The sequence below is a fragment of the Nonomuraea maritima genome (assembly GCF_900100395.1).
Taxonomy (GTDB): Bacteria; Actinomycetota; Actinomycetes; order Streptosporangiales; family Streptosporangiaceae; genus Nonomuraea; species Nonomuraea maritima.
Map to the genome: position 1 here is coordinate 53,617 of NZ_FNFB01000022.1, position 11,805 is coordinate 65,421.

General features: G+C 70.7%; 12 protein-coding genes. 6 read left to right on the forward strand and 6 right to left on the reverse strand.

Features of this window, described 5'->3' with window-relative positions; genetic code table 11:
• Window positions 1-5: 5 nt before the first annotated feature.
• Entirely contained in the window at window positions 6-833 is an 828-nt protein-coding gene (locus BLR04_RS28090) for an NAD(P)H-binding protein (protein WP_090770838.1), read from the reverse strand.
• A 77-nt stretch (window positions 834-910) separates the two neighbouring features.
• On the opposite strand from BLR04_RS28090, the gene BLR04_RS28095 reads away from it, so the two are divergent.
• Window positions 911-1,489, forward strand: coding sequence for a TetR/AcrR family transcriptional regulator (locus BLR04_RS28095; protein ID WP_090770840.1), 579 nt, complete (start codon window positions 911-913; stop codon window positions 1,487-1,489).
• Between the two features lie 55 nt (window positions 1,490-1,544).
• Here the strand turns inward: BLR04_RS28095 and BLR04_RS42865 are convergent, their stop codons facing one another.
• The gene (locus tag BLR04_RS42865; protein ID WP_425413455.1) at window positions 1,545-1,661 is read right to left on the reverse strand and encodes an MFS transporter small subunit; all 117 of its coding nucleotides are present in this window, start codon (window positions 1,659-1,661) and stop codon (window positions 1,545-1,547) included.
• A complete protein-coding gene (locus BLR04_RS28100; RefSeq protein WP_425413456.1) occupies window positions 1,661-3,004 on the reverse strand; it encodes an L-lactate MFS transporter in 1,344 nt (447 codons plus the stop codon). The genes BLR04_RS42865 and BLR04_RS28100 overlap by 1 nt, the downstream gene beginning before the upstream one ends.
• A 233-nt stretch (window positions 3,005-3,237) precedes the next feature.
• Between BLR04_RS28100 and BLR04_RS28105 the strand changes: the two genes are divergently transcribed.
• The 4 genes from BLR04_RS28105 (at window position 3,238) to BLR04_RS28120 (ending at window position 7,866) form a co-directional block, all read left to right on the forward strand.
• Window positions 3,238-5,511, forward strand: coding sequence for an FdhF/YdeP family oxidoreductase (locus BLR04_RS28105; RefSeq protein WP_090770843.1), 2,274 nt, complete (start codon window positions 3,238-3,240; stop codon window positions 5,509-5,511).
• Between the two features lie 107 nt (window positions 5,512-5,618).
• Complete coding sequence (locus BLR04_RS28110; protein ID WP_090770845.1) at window positions 5,619-6,764, forward strand: SMI1/KNR4 family protein; 1,146 nt, start codon at window positions 5,619-5,621, stop codon at window positions 6,762-6,764.
• 83 nt (window positions 6,765-6,847) lie between these two features.
• The gene (locus BLR04_RS28115) at window positions 6,848-7,504 is read left to right on the forward strand and encodes a DUF4232 domain-containing protein (protein ID WP_090770847.1); all 657 of its coding nucleotides are present in this window, start codon (window positions 6,848-6,850) and stop codon (window positions 7,502-7,504) included.
• Between the two features lie 71 nt (window positions 7,505-7,575).
• On the forward strand, window positions 7,576-7,866 hold the full coding sequence (locus tag BLR04_RS28120) for a YiaA/YiaB family inner membrane protein (RefSeq protein ID WP_090770849.1): 291 nt from the start codon (window positions 7,576-7,578) through the stop codon (window positions 7,864-7,866).
• Between the two features lie 33 nt (window positions 7,867-7,899).
• Here the strand turns inward: BLR04_RS28120 and BLR04_RS28125 are convergent, their stop codons facing one another.
• Genes BLR04_RS28125 through BLR04_RS28135 form a run of 3 tightly spaced genes read right to left on the reverse strand, consistent with a single transcriptional unit; the run spans window position 7,900 to window position 10,398 of the window.
• The gene (locus BLR04_RS28125) at window positions 7,900-8,550 is read right to left on the reverse strand and encodes a response regulator (RefSeq protein WP_090770851.1); all 651 of its coding nucleotides are present in this window, start codon (window positions 8,548-8,550) and stop codon (window positions 7,900-7,902) included.
• Window positions 8,547-9,701, reverse strand: a complete 1,155-nt coding sequence (gene macS, locus BLR04_RS28130) for a MacS family sensor histidine kinase (RefSeq protein WP_090770855.1) — start codon at window positions 9,699-9,701, stop codon at window positions 8,547-8,549. The genes BLR04_RS28125 and macS overlap by 4 nt, the downstream gene beginning before the upstream one ends.
• A 31-nt stretch (window positions 9,702-9,732) precedes the next feature.
• Window positions 9,733-10,398 carry a type 1 periplasmic-binding domain-containing protein gene (locus BLR04_RS28135; protein ID WP_090770857.1) on the reverse strand — a complete coding sequence of 222 codons (666 nt, stop codon included), beginning with the start codon at window positions 10,396-10,398 and terminating at the stop codon, window positions 9,733-9,735.
• Between the two features lie 176 nt (window positions 10,399-10,574).
• Here BLR04_RS28135 and BLR04_RS28140 point away from each other — a divergent pair, with 176 nt between their 5' ends.
• Window positions 10,575-11,801 (forward strand): HupE/UreJ family protein, encoded by a 1,227-nt coding sequence (locus BLR04_RS28140; RefSeq protein WP_090770859.1) that lies wholly within the window; start codon window positions 10,575-10,577, stop codon window positions 11,799-11,801.
• Window positions 11,802-11,805 lie beyond the last annotated feature (4 nt).

Sequence of the window (11,805 nt, forward strand, 5' to 3'; positions counted from 1 at the left end):
GGCGGTCAGGGTCGGCGGAAGGCTGTAGCGTTGCGGGCGGCCCACTCGGTGAAGGGGTGCGGGGCGCGGCCGAGGATGTGCTCGACGTCCGGGCTGACGCGCTGTTCCTCCGGGGTCGGCTCGCCCAGGATGGCGAGCGTCCCCTCGACCACGGGCAGCGGCATGAACCGCGCCATCTGCTCGCGCGCCTGCTGCGGCGTCTGCTCGACGAAGCGCACCGCTTCGCCCAGCGCCCGGCCGATCGCCGCCGCCCGCTCGCGCGGGCTGGTCGCCTCAGGCCCGGTCAGTACGTACGTGGCTCCGTCGTGTGCGTCGTCCCGCAGGACGGCGGCGCCCACGGCGGCGACGTCGTCGGGGTCGACGAACGGCAGGCGCACGTCCCCGAAGGGTGCGGCGACGGTGCGGTGCAGGCGGATCGGCTCGGCCCACGCGTAGCTGTTCGAGGCCATGCCGCCCGAGCGCAGGATCGTCCAGGCGAGCCCCGACTCACGGACGGCCGCCTCGAACCTGCCGGCGTGCTCGTAGGCGTGCGGCCGGGTCCCGGCGCCCTGGGTGGACAGCAGGACGATCCTGCGCACTCCCGCGGCCCTGGCCGCCGCGACCAGGCCCTGCGGGTCGTCCCCGGCGACGAGCAGGAACAGCGCGTCAGCCCCCTCCAGGGCCGCCCGCATGCTCCGGACGTCTCCCAGGTCGGCGGCCTGGACGCGGACCCCTGAGGGAACGTCGGCCGGGGTGACGCCGCGGGCCACCGCGGTGACCTGCTCCCCGGCCTCGGCAAGCAGCCGCACGAGGGTTCGGCCGACGTTTCCGGTGGCACCCGTGACAACGATCACGATCGGTCTCCAGTTATTAGTTAGTTGGCTGACTCAGTGAGAACGGTAGCAGATTCCGAGCGTCTATAGTCAGTCAGGTGACCAACTCACAGAGAGTGCAGGCCGCCGGCGCCAAACGCAGGCGCCTGATGTCGGCGGCGGCCCGGACGGTTCACCGGCAGGGAGTCGAGCGCACGACCATCGCCGACATAGCCCGTGCCGCCGACGTCCCGGTCGGCAACGTGTACTACTACTTCAAGACCAAGGACGACCTGGTCGCGGCGGCGCTCGACGAGCACCGGCAGCAGCTCGAACTCATCACCGGCGAGCTCGACGACCTGCCCGACCCCCGTGAGCGCCTCAAGCGCCTGGTGGAGGGCTGGGTCGCCCAGCGCGACATGGCCGTACGGCACGGCTGCCCGACCGGGACGCTCGCCGCCGAGCTGGGCAAACGCGAGGAGAGCGAGCTGGCGGACGCGACCGGCGATCTCGTGCGGCGGCTGCTCGCCTGGGTGGAGGCCCAGTTCCGCGAGCTGGGGCAGCCGGAGCCCGACGCGCTGGCGGTGACCCTCGTGGGCGCGTACCAGGGCATGTCGTTGCTGGCCAACGCGCTGCGGGACCCGCAGGTCATGACGCGGGAGGGCGCCCGGCTGACCGCCTGGCTCGACTCCCTGTGAACACGACGACGGCGCGGCCTCCGTGCGGAGGCCGCGCCGTCGTGGATGCCGGAGGTCAGCCGCCGAAGAGGGGGCCGAGCTTCAGCAGCAGCTCGTAGACGCCGTAGACGAAGGGCAGACCCACCCACGCCCACGTCACGATCATCAGCGGGGTGCGCTTCTGGTCGGCCATCAGGATCCTCCTTGCGATGCGGCCGCGACGTTCTTCCCGGCCGCAGCGGCGGCGGGCTCGTGGAACTTGGGGTTCACCGGACGGATCAGCTCGTTGGCGACGAACGCGACCACGAGCAGGCCGATCATGATGAACAGCGACGTCGTGTAGAGCGAGGGTCCGCTCTTGCCGGCCGCCTCCTGGTGGTCGGCGATGGCGTTGACGATCAGCGGGCCGAGCACGCCCGCGGTCGACCAGGCCGTGAGCAGGCGGCCGTGGATGGCGCCCACCTGGTAGGTGCCGAACAGGTCCTTGAGGTACGCAGGAGCGGTCGAGAAGCCGCCGCCGTAGAAGGACAGGATGCCCATCGCGCACAGGATGAACACGAAGCTGCTGGAGTCGCCCGCGAGCGCGATGACGAGGTACAGCACGGCGCCGACGCCGAGGTAGACGCGGTACATGTTCTTGCGGCCGATGGCGTCGGACGCCGACGACCACACGAGCCGGCCCGCCATGTTCGCCAGCGACAGCAGGGCGACGAAGCCCGCGGCGGCGCTGACCGAGATCGGCGTGGCGGTCTCCGCGAAGAAGTTCGTGATCATCGGGGCGGCCTTCTCCAGGATGCCGATGCCCGCGGTCACGTTGAAGCAGAGGACGATCCACAGGAACCAGAACTGCGGCGTGCGGATCGCGTTGCGCGCCGAGACGTTCGCCGTCGTGATGAGCGCCCGCTCGTTCTTCTCCGCGGGCTTCCACCCGGCGGGACGCCAGCCCTCGCGCGGCACCCGGACGAGGAACACGCCCAGCGACATGAAGATCGCGTAGACGACGCCGTGCACGACGAACGCCTCAGCGATGCCGCCCTGGGTGGCCCCGAACGAGCTCAGCATCTGCGACGACCACGGCGAGGCGATGAGCGCGCCACCGCCGAAGCCCATGATCGCGATGCCGGTCGCCATGCCGGGACGGTCAGGGAACCACTTCATCAGCGTGGACACCGGCGAGATGTAGCCGATGCCGAGGCCGATGCCGCCCACGAAGCCGTACCCGACGACCACCAGCCAGTACTGCCCGGTCGCCGCGCCCAGCGCGGAGATCAGGAAGCCCAGCGAGAAGCAGACCATCGAGACGAACATCGCCCAGCGCGGCCCGTTCCGCTCGACCAGCGGGCCGCCGAACGCGGCCGACAGGCCCAGCATGACGATGGCGAGCTGGAACGGCAGAGCGCTCTGGGTGCCCGACAGGTGCAGGCTCGACTCCAGCGGCGGCTTGAAGACGCTCCAGGCGTACGCCTGACCGATGGCGAGGTGTACGGAGAGCGCTGCGGGGGGTACGAGCCACCGGCTCCAAGTGGGAGCCGCCACCGAGCGTGACCGGCTCAAGAACCCGCCAGAGGGGGGATTTTTCAACGTTTGACCATCTTCCGGCATAGATGGGTATTATGTCGGCATTGTTACTACTTGTCTAGGTTATCTGACAGTAGTCAACCCACTGCGTGGAGCGACCACGTCATGGGGTCGGTCATCCCTCATCCAAAGCAGTGGGACCAGTGTGCAGTATTTCGGACAAATCTGGTTAGCCGGAAATGGAGTGACGGGTGGCTAAAAAGGCCCCACAGCATGACGTTGGTGACGAAGCACTGCACGTTGGGCCCTCCAAACAGTGGGCCGCAGGTGTCCCGGGTGTCGTCCACTCCTTGCAGATCTCGTACGCGCAGATGGGTGCCAAGCGCACGCTCCTGACGTTGGCGCAGGTCAACCAGAAGAACGGCTTCGACTGTCCGGGCTGCGCCTGGCCCGAGGGCGACCACCGCAGCTTCGCCGAGTTCTGCGAGAACGGCGCCAAGGCGGTGGCGGAGGAGGCCACCCTCCGCAGGGTGACCCGCGAGTTCTTCACCGAGCACTCCGTGAGCGAACTGGCGCGGCGCTCCGACTACTGGCTGGGCCAGCAGGGCCGGCTCACCGAGCCGATGCACAAGCCCGCCGGCTCCGACCACTACGTGCCGGTGTCGTGGGACAAGGCGTTCACCGTCATCGCCGAGCACCTCAAGAAGCTCGACGATCCGAACGAGGCGCTGTTCTACACCTCCGGCCGCACGTCGAACGAGGCCGCGTACGTCTACCAGCTCCTGGTGCGCCGGTTCGGCACCAACAACCTGCCCGACTGCTCCAACATGTGCCACGAGTCCAGCGGCTCGGCGCTCACCGAGACGCTCGGCATCGGCAAGGGCACGGTCTCGCTCGAGGACCTCCACAAGTCCGACCTCATCTTCGTCGTCGGGCAGAACCCCGGCACCAACCACCCCCGCATGCTCTCGGCGCTGGAGCGTGCCAAGAAGAACGGCGCCCGGGTCATCGCGGTGAACCCGCTGCCCGAGGCGGGCCTGCTGCGGTTCAAGAACCCGCAGAAGCCCGGCGGCGTCGTCGGGAACGGCACCCAGATCGCCGACCGGTTTCTCCAGATCCGGCTGAACGGCGACCTCGCGCTCTTCCAGGCGCTGTCGCACCAGCTCCTCGAGGCCGAGGACGCCGCCCCCGGCACGGTGATCGACCGCGAGTTCGTCGAGCGGCACACGCACGGCTTCGACGACTGGGAGAAGCACGTCCGCGCCCTCGACTGGAACGACGTCGAGGAGGCCACCGGCCTGTCCAGGACGGAGATCGACGACACCGTCAAGGACGTACTCGGCGCGAAGTCGGTCATCGTCTGCTGGGCGATGGGACTCACCCAGCACAAGAACTCCGTGCCCACCATCCGCGAGGTCGTCAACTTCCTGCTGCTGCGCGGCAACATGGGACGCCCCGGCGCCGGCGTGTGCCCCGTGCGCGGGCACTCCAACGTCCAGGGCGACCGCACGATGGGCATCTACGAGAAGCCCCCGGCGGCGTTCATCGACGCGCTGCGCGACGAGTTCGGCTTCGAGCCGCCGCGCGAGCACGGCCACGACGTCGTCGACTCGATCAGGGCGCTGCGCGACGGCCGGGCCAAGGTGTTCATCGCCATGGGCGGCAACTTCGTGTCCGCGACCCCCGACACCGACGTGACCGAGGCGGCGCTGCGCAAGGCCGAGCTGACCGTGCAGGTGTCGACCAAGCTCAACCGCTCGCACGCGGTGTGCGGCGACGAGGCGCTCATCCTGCCCACCCTCGGCCGTACGGAGCGCGACGGCGACCGGTTCGTCACCGTCGAGGACTCCATGGGCATGGTCCACGCCTCCAGGGGACGGCTGCGTCCCGCGTCGCCCGACCTGCTGTCCGAGGTCACCATCGTCACGAGGCTCGCCCGCGCCCTCTTCGGCGCCGACGACCTCCCGTGGGAGAGCTTCGAGTCGGACTACGACGCCATCCGCGACAGCATCGCGCGCGTGGTGCCCGGCTTCGACGACTTCAACGCCCGCGTCCGCGCGCCGGGCGGCTTCGCCCTGCCGAACGCCCCTCGCGACGAGCGGCGCTTCAACACCGTCACGGGCAAGGCCAACTTCACCGTCAACCCGCTGGAGGTGCTGCGCATCCCCGAAGGGCGCCTCCTGCTGCAGACGCTGCGCAGCCACGACCAGTACAACACCACCATCTACGGCCTCGACGACCGCTACCGCGGCGTCCACCAGGGCCGGCGGGTCGTGTTCGTGAACCCCGACGACCTCGCGAAGCTCGGCATCGCCGACGGGTCGATGGTCGACCTGGTCAGCGAGTGGCCGGACGGCGAGCGCCGGGCCGAGGGGTTCCGGGTGATCGCCTACTCGACCCCGCGGGGCAACTGCGCGGCCTACTACCCGGAGACCAACGTGCTCGTCCCGCTGGACTCCGTCGCGGAGACGTCCAACACCCCGACCTCGAAGAGCGTCGTGGTACGGATCAGCCCGCGCGCCTGACCGCCCGAGACGGAACGCCTCCTCGCCGGAGGAGGCGTTCCCGCGTGAGGTTTCCGGATACGCTGCCGGGCGTGCGGCGAATGATCAGGAACCGAGGGTTATGGTGCGTGCTCGCCCTCGTGGCGGCCGCGGTGGTCGCGGCGCTGGCGGCCTCGGCCGTACGCTCCCGCCGCACGCCGGCCTCGGCCGGCCGCCATCCGGCCTTGGCCGCCCGCTTCCGCCGCCGTCCGGCGGCGGCGCGCCGGGTGGGCGTTGTTCCAGCCGCTGTCCCCGCCGCCGCGCCACCTGAGGCGCCGCCGCGCTGGCCCGAGCGGCCGATCCTCGGCACGCCCACCGCGAAGGACCTCGAACGGTACGCCACGAGGTCGCCCCTGCTGGAGAGCCTCGCGTCCCCGTCGCCGCGCCCGCCGCGCAAGCCCGTCGACGAGGCCACCAGGCGCCGCCTCACCCGCTGGGGCGGGGTCGCGCTCGCGGTCGTCCTGCTGGCCGCCGGCACCCAGGTCATGGAGTCGGCGGTCTTCTCGCACCCGGAGCAAACCCGTACCGAGGCGGCCGTCTACCCCTCGATCGGGGCGGACTACGGGACATCCACCGAGTCTCTCGGTGAGGAGTCCTCCGAGATGTTGTCCGACACCGACTGCCGGCCCGAGCGCGTCCCGGCACGCGTAAGGAAGGTCCCTCCGAAGGTCACCAGGGCGGTCAACCGGCAGTGGCGGCGGATCGAGGGGTGGCTGCGGAAGAACGCGCCGCGCACCCACCGCACGTTGGGCCGTCCCGCGAGGCCCAGGACGATCGCGGCGGCGGAGGCGGCCACCGGCCGCCGCTTCCCCGACGACCTGCGCGCCTCGCTCCTGCGCCACGACGGCAGCGTCGACGTGCAGGACGCTCGGTACTTCGGCTTCCTGGGCACCGCGCCCCTGAGCGCGTCGACGATCGCGGCAAGCTGGCTGGAGATGTGCGCCTTCCACGACGCGATCGGCGACGGCGATCCAGGCTCCGTAGGGTGGGACGGGAGCATGCTGCCGGTCGGCTACGGCGAGACCAGTAACTATCTCGTGATCGACCTCGTGCACAAGAAGGTCGGCGAGATCGACCTGGAGGACTCGATGGAATCCGAGCCAGGAGGGATCCGGATCCGCTCGTACTACGCCCTGCTCAAGGCCACCGCCGACGCCATGGAGACCGGCGGCTCGGTCGGCTACTGGCAGCCCGGGGTGCTGAACGGCGAGCTCGACTGGAAGATCGTCCAGTGAACGTGCTGAATGCGGCGTTGGCGTAGAGTTGCCCCGTTTTCTGAAAGGCCGCCGGTACATGTGGCGGGTACACAGGGGGATGCATGACGGGGTCGAACAAGCGCTGGGTGATCAACGGGGGCAAGGCGGCGGTGGTCCTCGCCGCACTGGCGGGCCTGTCGGCCTGCGGGGCGTCATCGGAGCCGACCCAGGCCGCCGCGCCGAGCGAGAGCGCCGCACAGAGCCAGAGCCCGGCGGAAAGCACGGGGGACAGCACGGGGGAGAGCAGCGCACCGGACAGTGCGGCGGGGGCGCCGGACTGCACCGCGGGTGACATCGAGGCGACGCTCACCGAGCAGCCGCAGCGGCGCGAGGGCGACACCCGGATGGCCCTGCTCCACCTGAAGAACGTCTCCGGCCACGTCTGCCACGTCGACGGCTCGCCGGTGATCGCGCTCGTGAACGCCGCCGACGAGACGGTGGACGTGCCCACGAAGGACGTCCCGCAGCCCGGCGCCGCCCTGCCGATCGACCTGAACCCGGACGGAGGAGCGTTCGCCGGCATCAAGTGGACGATCTGCGGCAAGGACGCGGACGACTGCCCGACCGGCAACACCATCAAGGTCGGGCTCGAGAAGGGCGGCCCGCTCGTGCCGGCGACCCTGGAGGGCTTCCCCGACCCCGAGCGGTCCGGCATCACCGTCAAGTCGCTTCAGGTGGGGACGATCCAGCCCAGCAACCAGGGCGTCGTCGCCTGGTGAGCGAAGCTACTCACCAGTAACTGAGTAGGTGTACTCAGGCGGCCGGGCCACCGCGGGGCGAGGCTGGGAACATGAGCAAACCAGTCCAGCCCAGCATGACCACCGCCTACTTCGCACAGTGCGTCATCTCGTTCGGGGTGGCGCTCGGAAGCGTGACCCTCGGCGTCATCTACCTCCCGATCGACGCCTGGATCAGGGCGTTCCTGGCGATCGCCGTGCTCTACACGGTGACGTCGGCGTTCGTCCTGGCCAAGTGCATCCGCGATCGGCACGAGGTGGCCAACATGGCCAGCCGCATCGACCAGGCGCGCCTCGACAAGCTGCTCTCCGAGCACGACCCGTACAAGGCCGACAGCCTCTGAGGCGCTGCCGGGATCGTCCGCAGCGCTCCGGAGTCACGTCTGGTCGAGGCCGCGCTCGATGGCGTACCTGACGAGTTCGACCCGGTTGTGCAGGTGCAGCTTGCTGAGGGTGTTCTGCACGTGGTTCTGGACCGTGCGGTGGCTGAGCGTCAACCGCTCGGCCACCTGCCGGTAGGTCAGGCCCTTGGCGACGAGACGGAGCACCTCGGTCTCCCGGTCGGTGAGGCGGGGGCCTCCCGCCGAGGGCTGCCGGCCGGCCAGCCTGCGGTACTCGCCGAGCACGAGCCCGGCCAGGCCGGGCGTGAAGACCGGCTCGCCCTCCGCCGTGCGGCGCACGGCGGACAGGAACTCCTCCCGGCTCGCCGACTTGACCAGGTAGCCGGAGGCGCCGGCCTTGACCGCCTCCAGCACGTCCTCCTGCTCACCGCTCGCCGACAGCACGAGCACCCGGGGCGGACGCTCGGACGCGGCCAGCCCTCTGGCCACCTCCACGCCCGGCAGGTCGGGAAGTCGCAGGTCGAGAATGACCACATCGGGACGTACGGCCACGGCGACGCGGAGCGCCTGGCGGCCCTCGCCCACGGTCGCCACCACCGAGTAACCCGCCTGCTCGAGGTCGCGGGCGACCGCGTCCCGCCACATCGGGTGGTCGTCGACGACCATCACCTGCAGTTGGGGGGTCATGCCGTCACTGTAGTCCCGTACGGGACGGCCAGCTCGACCTCCGTTCCCCGGCCGGGGACGGACGTGATGGAGACGGTGCCGCCGAGGCCGGCGATCCGGCCCCTGACGGACTGCGCGATGCCGAGCCGCCCCTCGGCCTCGGCCTGCGCGAGACGTCCTGCGGGGAACCCCGGGCCCTCGTCGCGTACCGTGACGATGATCCGTGCGCCGTCGTCCTCGGCGAACACCCACGCGCGCGCGTTCGCGCCGCAGTGGCGCGCGACGTTGTCGAGTGCCGCGCCCACGGCGGCGAGCACCTCGCCCGTCTGGTGAGCGGGGAGCCGCAGCGGGGTCGCGGGCGTGGCGACGGTGACCAGCGGCGTGCTCAGCCGACGTAACCGCGCACCGACATCGACAACCTCCCCACCCACGCCCCCGCCCTGCCGTGTGTCCCGGTCCATGTCAAGGTCGTCGGCGGGCGGCCCTGCGCGGACCATCTCGCGCAGCGCCGCCTCCTGTTCCCCGGCGAGCCGTCCCAGCTCCGCGGCCTCGCCGCCGATCTCCAGGCCGCGGCGCTGCACCAGGGCGAGCACCTGGAGGACGGAGTCGTGGATGCCACGGGCCAGCCGTTCGCGCTCGCGGGTGGCCGCCTCCCGCCGGGCGGCCCGCTGGAGTCGTTCCTCGGCGTCCTTGGCCAGCCGGGCGACGTGGCCGGCGACCGTACCGGCCAGGATGAGCAGCACGGCACCGTTCACAGGAGTGGACAGCGGCCAGCCGGGCAGGCCGCGCAGCCACAGGTCGGCGAGTGACAGCACGATCGCCGAGACCGCGCCCGCCCGCCGCCCGCCGTACACCGCCCAGGCGAGGACCGGTCCGGCGACCCAGGTCGCCGTGAGCGGCATCAGACCCGCCGGCGTGGGCGTGCCGGGCCCCTGCACGTACGGCGAGATCAGCATGCAGGCGAGGGTGACGAGCACGTCCAGCGTCAGGAGCACCGGGTTCGGACGGACGAGCGTGACGATCGCGGTCCAGGCCGCCATCACGCCCGCCACGAGCCAGCTCACGAGAGGGCGCTCGAAGCCGCCCGCGCTCGCCAGCAGCAGCACCGCGTACCCCAGCGAGGCGATGCGGTAGACGGCGATCGCCCGCCAGAACGACCCCTCGATCCCCATATGACCCGACTCTACGGGTCAACCGCCGCCGTCAGTCGAGCCAGACGACGATGCCGGTCCAGCGGCTCAGCACGGCGGCGACGCCCGCACGGACGGCCCGTGCGGCGCGCTCGGGGGTGAAGCTGGCCGCATCGTACGTCGAGGACATGCCGAGCCCCTCGCCGCGGAACGACGCGCCGGCCCAGTCGGCGGCGGTGACGTTCTCCGTGGGCTCGGCGAGTTCCGCGCCGACCACGAGGAACTGCTGGTCGAGGTGGTTGGCGGTGACGGTGGTCAGCGGGTCGATGAGGTCGTTCCCGGCGCTGATGACGAGGTCGGGCTTGAGCTTGATCGCCTGGCTGATGCTCGCGATGTACTGGTGCGGGTCGGTGGGCTCGATGGTTCTCATGTCCACCTCGTTCTCCTCGGCCCAGCCGGTGACGGCGTCCACGAGGGTGCGCGTCTGGGCGTCGTCCCCCGCGGTCAGCAGCACGACCCGGTAGCCCGCCGAGGGGCGTACGCCGTCCCACGAACCGGGGGTGGGCGTGATCGTCGCCTCGGGGCTCGGCGGGGTGGACGGCGTGACGAACCCGGAGCCGAGGGTGCCGATGGGGGTGGGCTCGGCGTGCGGTTGTGACCAGTCGTCACCCGTACCGCATCCGATGGCCAGCACGGCGATCGCTACGGCCGCGGCCGGCAATGCGAAACGCGAGCGCATGGGGATGAGGTCCTCCGAGGGCAGAAACGAGCGTCTAATTCCTACCGCATTGTCGTTGGTTATTCGATATGCGGAGGTTTGCTGCCTGTTGAGGTTCATCGCCGGTTTCCGTATGTGACCTCATTCGTTCATCTCGGGCGACGAGATTGCGGTGGCCACACCGAATGAGGAGTCACATGTACCACGTCGCCCGGCTCCGCGCCGGGGCCACCGTCACCGCCGTCGCCGCGGCCCTCGCCGCCGCCGCCCTCGTCCTGTTCGGCGCCGCGCCCGCCTCCGCCCACGGGTTCACCTCGGTCGTGTACGTCGACCTGACCTCACCCGGCGCGGGGCACGTGCGTTCCGTGCTCGGCCTGGAGTACGACCTGCTCGTCGTCTCCGCGGCGGACGCCGCCAAGGACGACGCGCTGTTCAAGCAGGGCACCGCGGCGTTCGACGACGGCGACCTGGCCGAGCAGGCGGCCGCGCTCGAAGCGCACGCTGACACGGTGCTCGCGTACGTGACCAAGCGGTTCGGTGTGACGGCCGACGGCAAGGCGTGCACCCCGGCCAAGGACGGCGGCTTCAGCGTCGAGCCGCGCGACGGGGTGCCGTACGCGAAACTGGCGCTCGACCACACGTGCCCGGCCGCCGAGGCGCACGAGGTGCGCAGCGGGCTCTTCCCCGACGCCGAGCAGTTCGTCCGCGACACCAAGACGGTCGTCACCTACGATCTCGACCTCACCTCAGGCAGCGCCGCGCTCGACGCCCAGCACCCGTCGTTCTCCACGCGGCAGTCGTTCGCCGAGCGGTTCGGCGAGTTCTTCACGCTCGGCGCCGAGCACCTGCTCACCGGCATCGATCACATCCTGTTCCTGCTCGCGCTGATCGCCGGTTCGCGCCGCCTGCGCGAGATCGTGCTGGCCGCGACGAGCTTCACGCTGGCCCACTCGGTGACGTTCATCCTCGCCGCCCTCGGCCTGGTGGACGTGCCGTCGGCGATCGTCGAGCCGATCATCGCGCTGTCGATCGCCGTCGTCGCGGGCTGGCACCTGTGGCGGCTGTGGCGTCGCCGCTCGCACGCCGCCGAGCCGGAGGACCTCGGCCGCGGCCACTTCAGCCTGGACCGCGCGGGCTGGAGCCGGCTCGCGGTGGTCTTCTGCTTCGGCCTCATCCACGGCCTCGGCTTCGCCTCCGCGCTGGGCATCGACCAGCCCATGTCCTGGACCCTGCTGTGGTCGCTGCTCGTCTTCAACGTCGGCATCGAGGTCGTCCAGCTCGGGATCATCATCGTCGTCTTCCCGCTGCTCGCGCTGCTGCGCCACCGCAGACCCGTCGCGGGGCTGTGGGTCACCGGGGCCATCGCCACGGGGGTCGCCGTGATGGGGCTGGTGTGGTTCGTGGAGCGGCTGATCGGGGTGTGAAAAA